This is a genomic window from Allobosea lathyri (genome assembly GCF_900108245.1).
GTDB lineage: Bacteria > Pseudomonadota > Alphaproteobacteria > Rhizobiales > Beijerinckiaceae > Allobosea > Allobosea lathyri.
Genome location: NZ_FNUY01000009.1, coordinates 109,965 through 125,684 on the forward strand (window position 1 = coordinate 109,965; position 15,720 = coordinate 125,684).

Sequence of the window (15,720 nt, forward strand, 5' to 3'; positions counted from 1 at the left end):
CCGGCAGTTAATCGCGAGGATCATCGCTGGAGCGCGGGAGGAGAACGTGTGAGCGACCATCTCCTGCTCGTCACACTGCTGGCGATCGGCCCGATCTTGCTTACCGAGGGCTTGCTCGCTCGCTACGAGCTAATGCTCTATACCATCGGCCGGCGCGCACCTGCCGCCACGCTCCCGTCGGAAGTGCCCTACGCCCGAGGCGCCGATCCAGAGCGGCCGCCAGACGCCTACGTGGTCTACCTAGACGGGATCGGCAAGCGCCGCTTCACCGACACGCGCGACGGCGGCCAACTCGTTAAGGCCCTCATCGCCGATGCACCTGAGCTGCGCGTGCTGGGGCAGATCCAGCCCTATTCGCCATTGGCGGCGCCGCTCATGGGGCGTCCCGTGTGGGATTGGCTCCGGCGGCACGCGGGCATTACGCTGTTCCTGCATAACGTCATGCAGACCTTTATGGCTGCCGACCGACGGTACCGCCCGCTCTACAATCGGGCGGTGGGGTCGCAAATCGCCGACCAACTCCAGCTTGCGGGCTACGAACCCACCAGCGGCATGCCAGTCGTCCTGCTCTGCTACAGCGGTGGTGCCCAAGTGGCCACCGGCGCGGTCGAGGAGCTTTTCCACCAGCTTCGCGCTCACTGTGGCTAATCACGCTCGGTGGTTTCCACAACGGAGCCAACGACCTCACGCATGCGCTCCACCTTTACCGGCTCACCAGCGCGAACGACTGGATCGAGCGGGTGGGCATAGGAATCTTCGTCCAGCGCTGGCGCTTATGGCGACGCAGCGGCTGGAACCGGGCGCTGGACGCCGGGAAGGTCACGGTACACTCGCTCGCCCTGGCAACCCACATCGGGCCGCAGAGCTACATCAGCCCGACGGCGCTTAGCGACGGGCGAAGTTATCTTGAGCGCACCACCGCGACTGTTATCGAGATTATCCGGCGCGACTGCACAACGAAAATGCTCGGGAGATGAGCGAGGGATTGAGACTGTTACCTTGCCGGGCGAGAGCTTATGCGCGATCTGGATCACCGAATAATGTCGCTCAACTACGCCCTGCGGGACGGACAGTCTTCGCGTCTCGCTGTAGGCCAAATCGGGATGCCCGAAAGGGGATGCCGAAAGCGTCAGCTATGGGCCGAGGCTGTGTGAAAACGCGCTATTGAGTTAGACTCCTGACGTTGCAGTCGGGAGGTGGGATTTGAGCCGCTTCGTCCAAGGTTCTGACCGGCGCCAGCCGACGCTGCTTCCTGATTGTCTTGACGACTATGTGGCCGATGAGAACCCGGTGCGGGTGGTCGATGTCTTCGTCGATGAACTGGAGCTGGGGGCGTTGGGCTTCGAGGGCGTGACGCCGGCGGTGACGGGGCGGCCAGCCTACCATCCGGCGACGCTGCTGAAGCTCTACGTCTACGGCTACCTGAACAAGGTCCAGTCCAGCCGCCGCTTGGAGCGCGAGGCTCAGCGGAATGTCGAGCTGATGTGGCTGACCGGCCGACTGGCGCCTGACCATAAGACGATCGCCGACTTCCGGAAGGACAATGGCTCGGCCATCCAGGCCGCTTGCGCGCAGTTCGTGGTGCTGTGCCGTCAGATCGGCCTGTTCGGGAGCGCCCTGGTCGCGATTGACGGCAGCAAGTTCAAGGCGGTGAACAGCCGCGACAAGAACTTCACGGCCTACAAGCTCCAGAAGCGTCTGGAGCAAGTCGCCGAGCACATCGCCGGCTACCTGCGCGACCTCGACACGGCCGACCGCCAGGAAGGCGAGGCCGCCACGGCGCGTTCGGAACGGCTGACGGAGAAGGTCGAGCGGCTACGCGAGCAGATGAAGTTGCTTCAGGCGATGGAGGCACGGGTCGAAGCGGCACCGGACGGACAGGTCTCGCTGACCGATCCGGACGCTCGCTCGATGGCCACCAGCGGGCGCGGCAGCGGGATCGTCGGCTACAATGTCCAGTCTGCGGTGGAGGCCGCGCATCACCTGATTGTCGCTCACGACGTGGTGATGACCGGCAGCGATCGCGAACAGCTCGCAACCATGGCCGCCAAGGCCAAGGACGCCATGGGCGTGGAAAAGCTCGATGCGCTGGCCGACCGCGGTTACTTCTCCGGCGAGGAGATCCGTTCCTGCGAGGCCTTGGGCGTGACGCCCTATCTGCCCAAGCCGCTGACCTCCGGCGCCAAGGCGGAGGGCCGGTTCGGCAAGCAGGACTTCGTCTATCTGCCCGAGCAGGATGTCTATCGCTGCCCATCCGGCGCGCTGCTGCCGCGCCATATGACCACGGTCGAGCGGGGCATGACGCTCCACCGCTACTGGGATCGTGCCAGTTGCCAGGCCTGCGCCCTCAAGGCTCAGTGCACACCCAGCGTCGAGCGGCGGGTGACCCGCTGGGAGCACGAGGCTCTCATCGACGCCCTTCAGCAGCGGATGGACCTGACGCCCGGCGCCATGCGCCTGCGAAGGCGGCTCGTCGAACACCCCTTCGGCACGATCAAGGCCTGGATGGGGGCCACACACTTCCTGACGAAGCGCCTGCCCAACGTGAAGACCGAGATCGGCCTTAACGTCCTGGCCTACAACCTCAAGCGCGTCATCGCCATCATCGGCACCCGGCCGCTGATCGAAGCGATCCGCGCCTAAACCCTATCGCGTCACGCGTTCAAGCCGCTCGCCGCTCAAACGCCGTCAGCGCGTTTGCACACAGTCTCGACCAGATTCGGAAGCTTCCTGCTCAAGATCAATGAGTTCCTGAGCGCAGGAGGGGAGGGCGGGCCGGCGGGAACCGAAGGCAAGCTTTTGGTGCCAAGCGGCACCATTCACACTCGCAAGAAATTCACCGACGACGCTGCGCAATAAATAACTGGCGACGCTGCGAAGTCCCGGAACTACTCAGATTGCTCGCTGCCGGCTTTCGCGTTCGATTCTGTTTTGGAGGACGAGCGACGCCCGGTGGTGCCGGGCGTCGTCCAGAACTCGACCTACAATCGCGGCAACAATATGCCTCGCTCTTCATCGAGCAAACTGCCAAGCTCGAAAACCGCCGCCGGGTGCACTGACAACAGGGGCGGCGGCCGCGTCGTTCCCAAGTTTCGTATTGGAACGGCTCCGCGGTGCCGAGGGTGCCGAAATACGCGACTTGAATGCGGCTTCGCTAACGGAGGCCGTAAAGTAACACATTCCTCTACACTCAGATCAATCCCGACGCCGAATAGCCTGAATCCGATGAGGCGCCCACCATCGACGGGCCGGTCACGACGCAGCGGTAGATCCGCGAGACAACCTGAAATGTGAGGGTACTTGGGGCGGCGGCTGCTTCTTTTCGGAACCGCGCGATCGGCCAGTCGTTCCTTGCGCATTGAAGTCCGAGGAGGAACCAATGCCGACACCAGCCGAACTTGAGGCGAAGCTCTGGAAAACGTTGAAGTCCGACATGACCGTGATGTTGGGCCTTTCAAAATCCGAACGAGGTCACACGCGCCCGATGACCGCGCAAATCGAAGGGGAGCACGGGCCGATATGGTTTTTCGCCTCGCGCGACACCGAGATCGTCAAGGCGCTTAGCCAAGGCAAGCCCGCAGCCTTCAGCTTGGTGTCGAAAGGACACGATCTGTTCGCATCGGTCGAAGGAAAACTATCTGTCGATATGGATAGGGAGGTGATCGCCCGGCTTTGGAACGGCTTCATCGCAGCCTGGTTCGAACAGGGCGAGGACGATCCCAACCTCGCCTTGCTGCGATTCGATCCCGAGCATGCGGAAATCTGGGAGAATGCCAACAACCTCCTGGCCAGCATCAAGATACTGTTCGGGGTCGATCCCAAGCAGGACTACAAGGACAACGTCGCCGAGGTCAGCTTTAGTTGACGGGACTAGTCACTATGGAGTCGTGATTTGAAGCCTGCCAGGGAGACCTGGCAGGGTTATCTTGTCCGCAAATGTGTCAAGCGAGTGTGCGCACTTTTCGGCTCGCGCTCCCATTGACGTGTGCGGCCGGGTCTTCCTGCAGTGGCTGACCGGGCGATCTTATGGTGAGGCCCAGCGCGTCTGCCGCGAGAGCGGTATGAAGGTGGGGCTAATTGCCGACCTCGCCATCGGAATGGATGGAGGCAGTCATGGATGGAGTCGCCAGCATGAAGTGCTCGGTGGTCTCAGCATCGGGGCTCCGCCAGACTACTATTCCGCGGAGGGGCAAAGCTGGGGTTTGACCACCTTGTCGATGGCCAGCGCACTGCACCGAACACCCTGCCTGTCGTCGATGCCGCAATACGCTTCATCGCCAAGGCGCCATGCACTCTCAAATTGCTATCCATCGAGGATGCGCTGGGCATCGAGGCCCACCGAACGTTCCTGGCACCACGACTGAAAAGCCAAACTGGCGCCACCGTCTTGACGGCGACGCTGGAACTCTGTTGGACGACGAGGCGGTTCGCCATCGGCTTGGTCACCTTGCGCCCCCGCGAAGTCCTGAAAAATGAGTCCTAGCTGTATTGAAGTGCCCAGACGCCCAGGGGGACCACGGGTAGCATCTGCCCCACAGAGAGCTGGACCGCGCCCGCAATCTCCGGCCCGATGATAGCGCTCGTTTTCGCCGCCGGCTCGGCCAAGTCGATGGCCGTATCGGCCCACCAGCTTTGATCGGGTACAAGTCGCTCAGTCGCACTCATCCCCTCAGAGCAGGCCCGGGCCACGACAACCAGGAGCGCCTTGTCTCGGTGTCGGCGCATGAAAGCGATTGCACTGTCAGCACGCTCGCCCTGGATTGCCAGCGCCTCATAACCGCCTGCCAAGAATAGCTCGGGCTCTGATCGGCGAAAGGTGAGGAGCTTGCGCAGGACTGCCTGCTTGACCCGCCCGTCGCGCCAGGTGTCGGCCAGAAGATCGAGCCTGAGATCCTGCGATAACGCTATCCGTCTGGCCGAGAAATCCACCGGCCGGCGGTTGTCTGGATCGACCAGGCTGAAATCCCAGAGCTCCGTTCCCTGATAGGTATCAGGGACGCCCGGCACGGTCGCCCTCAGTGCCAGCTGGACCAATCCATTCATTGCACCTGGACCCGCGATGCGTCCGACAAAAGCCTCGGCTTCCGACAAGAACGCGGCGCTGCGCGACGGCGTCAGCGCGGCCACAATGAATTCGGCCGCGATCGTTTCGTAGGCAATGTCGGGCGCGGCCCAGCTAGAGCGAAGTTTGGCTTCACGCAGAGCTTTGCGTGACCACGCCACCAGCCTCTCCGCAAATTCCGAAAGCCCCGCAGCATCCCGGGCCTTCAAGCTAAGTGGCCAGGCGCCAATAAGCATTTGATAAAACATGTACTCGTCGCCCGGATCGAACTGCGCAGGTCGAATTGCCGCGTTTAGCGCTTTCCAGCGCCGTGTTGCGGCAATCCATTCTCGGGGCATCTCGCTGACCACCGCCAGACGGGCGCGAACATCCTCGCCGCGCTTGTGATCATGCGTCGCCGTCGCCAACATCGCGCGCGGCGTCAGTTCCGCACGCGCCTGCATCAGCGCGTGAAATTCTTGGCCCTGAAGCCCCAGCAATCCGGCATCGAATCCCACATCGTTGCGTGAGAGAAGGCGGCCATGGCGATAGAACGCGGTGTCTTCGACAGCCTTGGCAGCAAGCGGTGCCGTGAGTTGATTGAAGAGCCGGATTGCCCTTACGCGCGCGGGTCGCATGGCTTCAGTACCCTTGCCGGCAAGCACGGAGGCTATGAAGTGCAGGGCAGGAGGGTCGTTGAGCGGTTCGGCCAAGGCCGCTCGCAGGGCGGCCTCGAAGGGCGCGCCCGGCCCAACGCTGTCATCTCGGCCAGTCGCATAGCTTCGATAGGCCCGCAATTGAGCTATGAGGCTGGTGACGGCTCGCCGCAGCGCCGCGCGCGTGAAGCCCTCGCCGTCGCGATGCTCGCACCCCGCTTCCACCAATGCGTCGATCAGGCGCTCGCGCTGGCCATCGAAGCTGTGGGACAATATCTGGTGGCGCGCGATTTCCTCTTCGCCGTGAAAATCCCGTGTCCGGCCGCTGATCGTGGCCCAGTGCTCGGCCAATTCAGAATCTGCGGCGCTTTCATGCTGGAAAGCGGACACCTGGTCCATGAAATCGTAGCCAGTCGACCCGTCCACGTCCCAGCCAGTCGGAATATGCTCGCCTGGCGCCAGAATCTTTTCGACGAGCAGCCAGGCCCGCTCTGTCCTCAACTCTTGCGGCCGCTGCCGTTGCAGATCATCCAGCTGGCGGCGCAATTCGAGGCAATAGCCGGCAGGGTCGCCAAGCCCATCGATATGGTCGATCCGCAAACCGTCGATCAGGCCTTCGCGATAGAGGCGCAGTGCAACCGCATGCTTGGCTGCAAAGGCCGCCGGTTCCTCCATGCGCACCGCAGCAAGCTGGGTGATATCGAAAAATCGACGCCAGTTGATGCGGTCACCGGCATTGCGCCACCAGTCGAGGACGAAATTCTGTCGCGCGATCAATGTCTCGAGGAGATTGGCATCGTCATAGGCAGCAAGACCGGCTTTCGAAATGTCCGCCTCATCTTCAGGCCGGATCGGGAAGAGATGCTCGCCGTAACTCACGGCGTAACCGCTGCCATGCGCGACGAGCGAGAGTTCGTTCGACGCGAGCGCTTCGCCAAGTGGCGTCCCCAGAAAGGGGGCATGAACCTTTCCGCTCAGCTCCAGGTCAGGACAATCGAAGTCTACGTCGAACCAGGAGGCATAGGCGCTGTTGCGGCCGTGCTTAAGCAGATCCAGCCAGAGCTTGTTGTCCGCACCGCCAACCGCCATGTGGTTGGGCACGATGTCGAGAATGATGCCGATGTTCCGATCGCGCAAAGCTTTCGCCATGGAGCGAAAATCCGGCTCTCCGCCGAGCTCAGGGTTGATCGCGTCGTAGTCGACCACGTCATAGCCATGAATCGAGCCCGCCCGCGCCGTCAGGATGGGCGAGGAATAGATATGGCTGACGCCAAGTTCCTCGAGATAGGCGGCTAGGTCCCGTCCGGCCGAAAATGGAAAACCTTTGTGGAACTGCAGGCGATAGGTAGAATTTGGAGTCGATTTCGATACTGAAAAGGAATGCGTTGGCGCGTTCGTCATGATCGGCTTTCAAGTTTGCAGCCGCGAAGACGACCGCAATTTGAACGACGAATGGCGGTGCTTGTTCCGCCCGAGAACGTTGCCGCCTAACGGGCTCAAGACCCGCCGGATATCAGCGATGCGCCGACATTGATGCCGAATGCCAGAATGCTCGTGTTGAAGAAGAAGGCGAGAATTGAATGCGCTAGGACGACACTTCGGATTTCCCGTGTGGTGACACCAACATCCGAGGTTTGGGAGGTGCAGCCGATCGTGTAGGAAAAATACAGGAAATCGACGTAATCGGGCTCTGAATCACCCGGGAAATCCAGGCCCACCTCCTTGCCGCTGTCGCCATAATAAGCGTGTGCATAGTGCAAGGTGAAGAACGCATGCACGAGCGTCCAGGAGCAGAGGATCGTGAAAGCCCCCAGGGCCAAATGCGGGGCTCGCCCAGCGCCAGGCACATTGCTCAGCCCTGCCAACTGTACGGCGATGGCGGCAACGCTGGCTCCAGCCGCAAGACAGGCGATGATCAGTATTGCCAGTGCGCCCTCATCCTGCCGAGCCGCCCGTGTCTTGATCTCGGCTACGCCTTCTCGAAACATCGTGATTGATAGCAGGACAAGGTAGAGCACTGCGCCCGCGTCCCAGGCGATCAGCATACGCGTCGTCCAGCGCCAGTCGCTGGGCATCAGAACTGCGAAAATCGCGATGGCACCCAGCGCAATCAACAGTCTCGGGCGGACAAGCAGAGCCTTGGGAAGGATTCTCATAACCGCCTTGGAAGGTCGCCTGAAGAGCAGTGCGGCTCAGATTTTGCTTTGTATATCAATCTTCGCATTAGAAATCGCCCCGGCAACGTTCGGGCTGCCGGGGCGCATTTGGTCGTGCTCAGGCGGCCTTGGCAACGGCAGCCAGGTTCGCCGGGCCACCCAGCTGAGTGAGTGCTTCGTCCGTCTTTGTCTCTTCGGCGAGTGTCGCAGCGAGCAGGGTCACGGCGTCCTTGTGGCCTAGCTGCTGGGCCCATGCCTTCAAGGTACCGTAGCGCGCCATCTCGTAGTGCTCGACGGCTTGTGCCGAGGCGACGAGACCGGCGTCGAGGGCAGGGCTGTCGGCGTAGTCTTCCATGACCGCCTTGCCCTCCTCGAGGATGCCGAGGATGGCGTCGCAGGTCTTGGCGCGCGGGGCCTTTCCGATAATCTCGAACACTTCGCTCAGGCGCTCGACCTGCCCTTCGGTCTCCGTCCGATGTGTTTCGAAGGCTTTCTTGAGCTCCGGTGATTTCGCTGCCTTGGCCATCTTCGGAAGAGCCTTCAGGATTTGCCTCTCTGCGTAATAGACGTCCTTGAGCATGTCGTGGAACAGCTCATCGAGTGGCTTGGATGTCGTGGCCATCGTAATATCTCCCGGCGGTGAGTGAAGGAACGCGGGACTCAACTGGGCCGCGCCCTGCGTGTTCCGTTCCAATCCACCAGTTTATTTCTGGAACTCTTTTGTGCAGCGCGCCGTTTTGCTGGGCATCAGCGGCTTGTCCGCGGCCTACGGAGAACGACAATGAAGAAGCTGCTCATCGCCACCTTGATAGCCTCGGCGACCTCTTTCGGCGCAATGGCCCAAACGTCCACCACCGCGCCAACTCCCAATTCGCCGGTTGACGCCACCGCCCCGCTTCCGGGTGCCAACAGCTTCACCGAGGGCCAGGCCAAGAGCCGCCTTGAAGCCAACGGCTATTCGAACGTGATGGCCCTGAAGAAGGACGACAGCGGCGTTTGGAAGGGCACTGCGACGCGTAGTGGTGCGCAGGTGAACGTGTCCGTTGACTATCGCGGCAACATCGTCCGCAACTGAGTCACTTTCTATTCCCAGTTCCCAAAAATTTCGGATATACACATGACCCGCACGATCACGCGTTCCTATGACAACTACGAAACCGCCAGTGCCGTTGTCGAAAACCTGGAGGCTGCCGGCATTTCCGGCTCCGACATCAGCGTGGTGGGCCGGGACGAGCGCGCCAAGGATAGCAATGCGGCCGAGGGAGCCGGAATCGGCGCAGGCGTCGGTGGCGCGGCTGGCCTTCTCGCTGGCCTCGGCATTCTGGCGATCCCAGGGGTTGGGCCGGTGGTCGCTGCCGGCTGGCTTGCCGCTACGGCCGCAGGCGCCGTTGCCGGAGCGGCCGCCGGTGGCTTGGTCGGCTCCCTGACGAGCGCCGGGCTCAGCGAGGAAGATGCCAACTACCATGCGGAAACGGTTCGTCGTGGCGGGACTGTCGTCTCGGTGAAAGCGGCCGATGAGCATGCTGCCACCGTGGAATCGATCATGGATGGCGCTTCGCCCATCGACCGCGATTCTCGCCTCGCGCAATACCGCGCCGAGGGCTGGAACCGCTTCGACGAGAAGGCCGAACCTTACAAGTCGACCGTGATCTGATCAGCCTCCTGCATTACGTAAAGCCTTCAGGACCCGTCCTGGAGGCTTTACTGCGACTGGATGCGGGCAATCAGTCCTCTGTTTAAGGCGACACCGTTTTCGCAGCACCTCCGTCCGCAGTCTATGCCGAAGGCGATCATAACCGCTGTCGGGGTCGAGTTCGCGCGACAGGTGAATGCGCATCGAGCTTTGACGCCACGTCCATCGTTGGTCCAGGGGCTGAGGCCACTGTCGACCTGGCCTTTTCACCACTCGTTCAGCGTCTGCGCTGTGCAGCCGATCCTGCCCGCGATGGACAAGATCGCCGCCCGCCTAGCGCGACGGGAGCTCGGCCTCGTGATCCAGCACCATCCGTACCAGGCGCGCGCGGATCTCGGCCGCGAACTGTTCGCCGTCCTGTTCGTCATAGCCCCATCCTCTCAGAAGTTGGGCCTCCAACAAAGCGGGGCGGTTCGCTGTCGAACGGAAGTGAATTCGATAGTGCGACCTGAGTGGACCTGACCGCCGCCGTTACGGGTCTGCGCGCCACATTGTCGATGCAGCGAGACATGGCAGATGGACAGGAACGATAAGCGTCCCCAACTGTTGCTTCAATCAAACGGGGGCGAGCGGGCGAGACAATATGATGACGATTCAAACGAGCGACGAGTACCAAGCCGCAATCGAACGGTTGAAGGAGCTTGGAGAAAACCCTGCCGACGGTCCCGATCAGGACGAGTTTTTCGAAATCAACGCGGCGATGGTCGTTTACGAAACCCGCAACCATCCCGCTCTCACCAGGGAGATGGCGAGTGATCGAGATTAAAAAAGCTATTGTCCGATGCCCGGATGACTATGAGCGCGCAACAGAGCGGATTGCCGAACTTGGCAATCCTCCGAGCGGGTCGGAGGAAGAGGCCGAGCTATTCGGGTTGATCGAGGCGGTCGAGAAATGGGAAGCCCGACACGAGGATGATGACGAGTAAGAGTATTGCGCCCTCATACAATCGGATGCAGCCATCCGCCTGCCAGGCTAAGCGCAACCCAAAGATGGATCAGCGCTTCAGAGTTGACCGATAGCGTTTTGGCGGTGTTGATCAGACCGAATGGGTCCAAGCCGCCGGAAACGAACTTCGCTGGATAAACACTGGCTACGAGGGCGAGAAAGCGTCGCTCTAGCCACCGCCATGCCCTTCGCTCCAGCCTGGTCCAAGAGCGGCTTATTATGGGTCCCAACGCTGTCGCAACGGCACTTGTTGCAACAGCATCGGGGTTTGCTTTGGAACTATGATCGCCGGCCGATAATGTGGCTGAGATCGATTTCTTCGTCGCGATGCTTGCCGCCCAGCATAGCTGCCATCCAGGCCGCAGCAGCGCTAACGAGAAGCACGGCAGCGGTCAGAAACGCGGTCAGAACGCCCATTTTCCGAGCCTTCTCTGCGGTCTGCTTCGCTGTCTCCTTGGCCTGCGTCAGTTTCGTGAAAGTTTCATCAACTCGCTTTTCGGCGTCCGGTTTGGCGATGCCCGTGCGGGTCGCCAATTGCGTTGCGAGATAGTCGCGGTCCGCAGCATTCAGCGACCCTGACCTCAGCCCGTTGATGAAAATGCGGGACGTGCTCTCTCGGCTGTCGGATCCGTTGGCCTCTGCCGGGGCAGTCGAGCGCATCATGCTGTCAACGGCGCTGGCCATTGGGTCGGCCTGTTGAGCGATCAAACTCGCAGCGCCTGAGGTTGCCGACGCGATGCCTTGAGCTGCAGTCTTGGCGGCGCCAAGCAATGATGACGTCGAGAGCAGCGTGACCAGCAGCGCACCTGTGGCCCAAACGACCAGTCCATGTGTGCCGTCGCGCACGTCGCGCTCGTGGGCGCTCGCGTCGCCAACCGGTCGACGCATGCGACCAGCCAGATATCCGCCGGCAGCAGATGCCGACACGCCAATCCACAATGCCCAAAGCCCGGCGACGATAGCCAGGACAGTTACACTCGTGCTTCGCGCCGGGTCGGCCGACACAAGCGAGAGGCCCAGTGCCGAGCCGAACGTCGCCATGATCGTCGATATTGCGGCGGCAAGCACTGCACCACCAAAGATCGGAGCCCACTCCAGATAGGAGTGCGCATGAACTTGACGGGTCGGGGCCGGCTGAACTTCGTTGATATGGGTCATCTTGCTCTCCTAACGCAGGCCAAGAAACGACAAGATCGCCAATACGACCACGACCAGGCCGACGAGATAAATGATACCGTCCATAGCGCTCTCCCAATGATATTCGCGGCGAAGATCGCTGCATTGGCAAAACACGCAGCGCGCCAAGGAAGTTCCGATCGGGAGGTGGTGATGGAACAGGAAGTGGTGATGGAACAGGAAGGGCCGCCCTTCGTTGAAAGATTCACAATCGTTCAATACGAGGAGGCTATCATGGGCCGCGGAATTCTTCTCTGGATGTTGGGCATTCCTCTTCCAATCATCCTGCTCCTGGCGTTCTTTCGCTAGCGCACTTATCCCCACCGAAAGATTTCGTTTGGCCTGATACTTGGCAGGGGCGTGGTTGCGCTTGCCAAAGCCGAGCGCTCGCCACGCGCTCTTACGCCGCTGTAGCGATCTGGCTCCGGCGACCATGGCCGCTTCGCCCGCGCCAAGGAGCCGGCGGCCGCCTCTTTCAGCCGTTCATAAAATTCGTAAGTGGCCATTCGCCGACCGTCACAAGCTCGCCGAATGTCGCAACCGATCTCACGCAATCGACCGGCGCATTGAAACGCTGTTCGACCGGTTGATGAAGCTCGCCTTTGCCGTGCGCGACCGCTGGCCGCCAGTGGCGATCATCATCGCCAGCGGCAGGATTCGTCCACAGCCCGACGAGATGCCGACCGATGTGGCGTTCCTCCGTAAGCCATACTCGGAAGCGAGTGTTTTGCAGGCAGTTCGCCAAGCCGCCTAATTGGCGAGTTTCGATGCATTGATCCGGAGTGTCACTATTACGCCCTCGGGCGACCAGTTGTAGTCGATCGCTCCCCCAAGCTGCCCAGACACGCTGCGCACGACAAGGCGGCTGCCATATCCGCCGGCGCCGCTGGGCGGTTCGACGGTGGGGCCACCATGCTCGGTCCAAACAATCGTGACGTCCTCCTCGCCCGAGGAACCCGATACATCGAGTGTGCCTGTCTCCGCCGATAGCGCGCCATACTTTAGCGAGTTCGTCGCGAGTTCATGGAGTACGAGCGCCAGTGCGGTCGCGGCACCTTCGCCGACGCCCATACGCGGAACCGCTACGCGGATGCGCCCGCTGAAGGCGCCCATATCCTCATATGGAGAGAGCAGGATCGACACCAAGTCGCCCAACAGTGCGGCGTGGCCCTGATGGCCGGGAAGAGGCCGCACGAGATCATGTGCGCGTCCCAGCGCCGATAAACGCCCCGTCAATTCGACGGCCATCTCCTTGGCCGTTGTGGTCGAGCGCGAGGAGATCTGCGTCAGCCCGGAGGCGATGGCCAACAGGTTCTTGACGCGATGGCTCATCTCGCCGGCAAGCAACTCATGGCCCTCTTCGGCCTGCTTGCGCCCGGTCACATCGAGGAAGATGCCGTACGCTATACCCTGTTGCAGATTGGAATCGTCGCCGATGCCGCGGGCGGAAATCCATCGGATCTCGTTGTCGATGATGATGCGGAAGTCGATTTCATAAGCGCCGACGATGGCCCGCGTCGCCGTGAAAGCAGCCCGAACACGATCCCGATCGGCGGGGTGGATGCGGGCCGAAAGGTCCTCGAACTTTACCGGGTCCCCGCGCGGCACTGCCCATAAGGCGTAACCCCGTTCGTCCATCGCAAACAGGTCGGTCTCCACATTCCAGGACCACAGGGCGACACCTGCTGCTCGGATCGCGTATCGCAAGCTGTCGGCGTTCCACAACAGTGGGCTTGTCGGCATGATAAGACTCTGGGGACACTGCGGCAGGAGAAGCCATGCTAACAGCTGAGACCGCGTCACCCTATGTCTTTTGGGCATAACACCCTGAGCGCCGGTCCTTCTTCTTCGCGGAAGTGTCTATGGCATAAATAGATGAACCGAGTTGCGTGTTCGGCAGTTGTTAAATGCGGCGTCAGCCACCAGCCGCCGCAATGGCACTTGCCGGCCTCCTTCGGAGCGCCGGCTTTTTTTGTGCGGAACAAGCGCCGGATGAACCGGTTGTCCGAGCGCGCTCCGGCGTCGCGTGGCTCGCTGCTTCCTCCCATCGGCCAGCGGGCCACGCGTTCAACTCCGATCAAAATCAAATTAGGGAGAGACAGTATGGCGGACAAAAAAGACGACACTGTCGGTCAGACTCGGCGCGGGAGCGACAGCAGGCCTCGACCCGGCTCAGGGACGCCCGGTTCGAACCAGCGCGGAAAAGGCGACGCCCCTCCGGCTAAGTCACACCCTCCTGGAGATCCGAAGCCATCGAGTTCGTGGAGCCCCATCGATCCAGGGCGGCCGACCAAATAGGTTCAGCAACGGCGGTTGGCTACGAGGCGACGAAGGTCAGAGGCCCGGCACTCCGAAATGGGGCGGACCTTTTTCAGTCGAGATCGCTCGACAGTCTGCTGCCTGAAATCGGCTTCGATACGAACGGATGCGGTCGCAACGCCACGAAGCTTACGAAGATCACGATGACCCCGGCGACAGCGAGCCATAGCCAAAACTCGATGGGCGGGCGGCTAGGATTTCTCATCGGGGGGAAATCACCCACAAACGGGAATGTTCCTAGGGACCTTTTGCATTCGGGCGTAGGATGGAGCCCGAGGTAAAAGTTATGCCATTCAAATCGGTCGTCTCTTCAGACGATCTCGAAAAACTGCGGTCAGCATTTGAAAAAGCGTGGATTGAGATTGAGGCACTGAAGCGCGTGCCATTGCCTCGCGCGCTGGCCGAGCGAGACCGCCTCGGACATATTGTGTTCGTAATTTGGGGAGCTGATCCCGATTGTGACCTGCCGACCAAGGCCGTCGAGCGCTACCTTGCCAGCGCACATCATTTATCCCCGGAATCGGATCTCGCTAAGTCGCAGGATTCCTGAGCGCCAAACCGTCAGAGCGAGCATCGGCGACAATCGTAGTGACGGAAGTGGCGATGCAGGCAGTCCATAACCACAAGAATATCTTCATGACGACACCAAGCTTCGGCATTAGAGTTCGTCGGAGCAGCTCAAGTCGCAGCGTTCATTTTTTATCCCAAGCTTGGATCGCCTTCGCGAGCGCATTCAATTCCTGCTGCGCGGCATGGTCTTTTGTGCCCTTGGCGAGCGACTTCACTCGTCTAACTGCTAGCGCGTAATCCTCGGGCGTTTCGATTACGAAGGACAGCTTACGGGCAGGCTCGTCTCTATCTTGGCGAATTTTGGTTTTCATGGCCCCCTCCGACAGCTCAACCAAGTGGCGGGTCTAACGTTCCGCGATGCCATTGCGACGCCGTCGAAGTTCGGCGCCGTCTCACCTGATCAGAGGCAGTAAGGTTACGGCGGCGATCACAATCACGATCGCGGAGCGGATGAGAATGCCGTGGCAGTGCTTCATCGTCACGTCGGATTGCGCTCGCATGCTCAACTCCCTTGCGCCCCCACCTCAGGCTTGCGCGGACGCGTTTGCGTCACAAGAACGAAGTCGGGTTGAGAGCCCATTCGTCAGGCGGCGTGGCGCAAAGAGCACGCTGCCATGACGGCCAGCGGCAATTTCGCGTTGGACGTGATCAGTCCCGCCTGACTCCAAGGCTGAAATGGAACGCACCCAGCTGTTGTCCTTTTCAGGACGGCGACTTTTTTCTGTAAACATCTGTATGTAGGGAAAATCCGCGCTGGGTGCCGTTCAACGACGCGCGCTAGGCGTCGCGTGGCTCGCTGTCCTTTTCCCCCATTGGCAAGTGGGCCACGCGCCCCCTCACCGGGCGGGCCAGGGGTTGTCCAGTGACATCGTGCCGTCGCAGGCGCAGTTTACAAAGCTGAGATCAGAGCAATCCAACTCGGACGCACGTCATGGCTCCGCAAACCGTTTCCGCGACCACAGAGATTGGGTGCGAAGGCGTCTTTAGAGTCGACGTGCCGCTGGACCCTCGGACCCTCCTGCCGCGCTTGCATGATATCGGGATTTGGCTTGTTGAATGGCAGATCCCGCATCAAGCCCCCGTGTCGATGCAGCCGCAAAACGACCGGCTCCGCATTAGCTTTCCCGAGCAGCGATATGCCCACGCATTCCACATGCAGTTCG

At 61.1% G+C, this 15,720-nt stretch carries 17 protein-coding genes; 10 read left to right on the forward strand and 7 right to left on the reverse strand.

The features are described from left to right. Positions 1-48 precede the first annotated feature (48 nt). From C4S73_RS28740 to C4S73_RS20370, 4 genes are all read left to right on the forward strand, one after another. The gene (locus C4S73_RS28740; protein ID WP_244595697.1) at positions 49-648 is read left to right on the forward strand and encodes a hypothetical protein; all 600 of its coding nucleotides are present in this window, start codon (positions 49-51) and stop codon (positions 646-648) included. A 555-nt stretch (positions 649-1,203) separates the two neighbouring features. Beyond that, positions 1,204-2,643 carry an IS1182 family transposase gene (locus tag C4S73_RS20360; RefSeq protein WP_103874362.1) on the forward strand — a complete coding sequence of 480 codons (1,440 nt, stop codon included), beginning with the start codon at positions 1,204-1,206 and terminating at the stop codon, positions 2,641-2,643. Between the two features lie 736 nt (positions 2,644-3,379). After that, complete coding sequence (locus tag C4S73_RS20365; RefSeq protein WP_103874363.1) at positions 3,380-3,865, forward strand: pyridoxamine 5'-phosphate oxidase family protein; 486 nt, start codon at positions 3,380-3,382, stop codon at positions 3,863-3,865. A 73-nt stretch (positions 3,866-3,938) separates the two neighbouring features. Next, positions 3,939-4,364: a 4-alpha-glucanotransferase gene (locus C4S73_RS20370; RefSeq protein ID WP_280177615.1), complete on the forward strand. Its 426-nt coding sequence runs from the start codon at positions 3,939-3,941 to the stop codon at positions 4,362-4,364. Between the two features lie 115 nt (positions 4,365-4,479). Here the strand turns inward: C4S73_RS20370 and treY are convergent, their stop codons facing one another. From treY to C4S73_RS20385, 3 genes are all read right to left on the reverse strand, one after another. Beyond that, a complete protein-coding gene (gene treY, locus C4S73_RS20375; RefSeq protein WP_103874365.1) occupies positions 4,480-7,098 on the reverse strand; it encodes a malto-oligosyltrehalose synthase in 2,619 nt (872 codons plus the stop codon). Between the two features lie 95 nt (positions 7,099-7,193). Then, on the reverse strand, positions 7,194-7,742 hold the full coding sequence (locus tag C4S73_RS20380; protein WP_160115851.1) for a DUF1345 domain-containing protein: 549 nt from the start codon (positions 7,740-7,742) through the stop codon (positions 7,194-7,196). Positions 7,743-7,971: 229 nt separating this feature from the next. Beyond that, the gene (locus tag C4S73_RS20385) at positions 7,972-8,475 is read right to left on the reverse strand and encodes a YciE/YciF ferroxidase family protein (protein WP_103874367.1); all 504 of its coding nucleotides are present in this window, start codon (positions 8,473-8,475) and stop codon (positions 7,972-7,974) included. A gap of 159 nt (positions 8,476-8,634) precedes the next feature. On the opposite strand from C4S73_RS20385, the gene C4S73_RS20390 reads away from it, so the two are divergent. The 4 genes from C4S73_RS20390 (at position 8,635) to C4S73_RS28340 (ending at position 10,472) form a co-directional block, all read left to right on the forward strand. Then, on the forward strand, positions 8,635-8,928 hold the full coding sequence (locus tag C4S73_RS20390) for a PepSY domain-containing protein (protein ID WP_103874368.1): 294 nt from the start codon (positions 8,635-8,637) through the stop codon (positions 8,926-8,928). 42 nt (positions 8,929-8,970) lie between these two features. Beyond that, positions 8,971-9,507 carry a general stress protein gene (locus tag C4S73_RS20395; protein WP_103874369.1) on the forward strand — a complete coding sequence of 179 codons (537 nt, stop codon included), beginning with the start codon at positions 8,971-8,973 and terminating at the stop codon, positions 9,505-9,507. Between the two features lie 625 nt (positions 9,508-10,132). Further along, positions 10,133-10,312, forward strand: a complete 180-nt coding sequence (locus C4S73_RS20405) for a hypothetical protein (RefSeq protein ID WP_146071447.1) — start codon at positions 10,133-10,135, stop codon at positions 10,310-10,312. Continuing rightward, positions 10,299-10,472: a hypothetical protein gene (locus C4S73_RS28340; protein ID WP_160115852.1), complete on the forward strand. Its 174-nt coding sequence runs from the start codon at positions 10,299-10,301 to the stop codon at positions 10,470-10,472. Before C4S73_RS20405 ends, C4S73_RS28340 begins: the two co-directional genes overlap by 14 nt. 299 nt (positions 10,473-10,771) lie before the next feature. Here C4S73_RS28340 and C4S73_RS20410 read toward each other — a convergent pair whose 3' ends face one another. Then, positions 10,772-11,650, reverse strand: a complete 879-nt coding sequence (locus C4S73_RS20410; protein ID WP_103874372.1) for a hypothetical protein — start codon at positions 11,648-11,650, stop codon at positions 10,772-10,774. Positions 11,651-11,659: 9 nt separating this feature from the next. After that, a complete protein-coding gene (locus C4S73_RS28490) occupies positions 11,660-12,103 on the reverse strand; it encodes a hypothetical protein (RefSeq protein ID WP_200828065.1) in 444 nt (147 codons plus the stop codon). On the opposite strand from C4S73_RS28490, the gene C4S73_RS28015 reads away from it, so the two are divergent. After that, a complete protein-coding gene (locus C4S73_RS28015; protein WP_146071448.1) occupies positions 12,102-12,422 on the forward strand; it encodes a hypothetical protein in 321 nt (106 codons plus the stop codon). The two genes, C4S73_RS28490 and C4S73_RS28015, sit on opposite strands and share 2 nt — an antisense overlap. Here C4S73_RS28015 and C4S73_RS20415 read toward each other — a convergent pair. Next, positions 12,419-13,411, reverse strand: a complete 993-nt coding sequence (locus C4S73_RS20415; RefSeq protein ID WP_103874373.1) for a sensor histidine kinase — start codon at positions 13,409-13,411, stop codon at positions 12,419-12,421. The two genes, C4S73_RS28015 and C4S73_RS20415, sit on opposite strands and share 4 nt — an antisense overlap. An 862-nt stretch (positions 13,412-14,273) precedes the next feature. On the opposite strand from C4S73_RS20415, the gene C4S73_RS28020 reads away from it, so the two are divergent. Continuing rightward, entirely contained in the window at positions 14,274-14,537 is a 264-nt protein-coding gene (locus tag C4S73_RS28020; protein ID WP_146071449.1) for a hypothetical protein, read from the forward strand. A gap of 142 nt (positions 14,538-14,679) precedes the next feature. On the opposite strand, the gene C4S73_RS20420 is transcribed toward C4S73_RS28020, so the two are convergent. Further along, complete coding sequence (locus C4S73_RS20420) at positions 14,680-14,868, reverse strand: hypothetical protein (RefSeq protein WP_146071450.1); 189 nt, start codon at positions 14,866-14,868, stop codon at positions 14,680-14,682. Positions 14,869-15,720 lie beyond the last annotated feature (852 nt).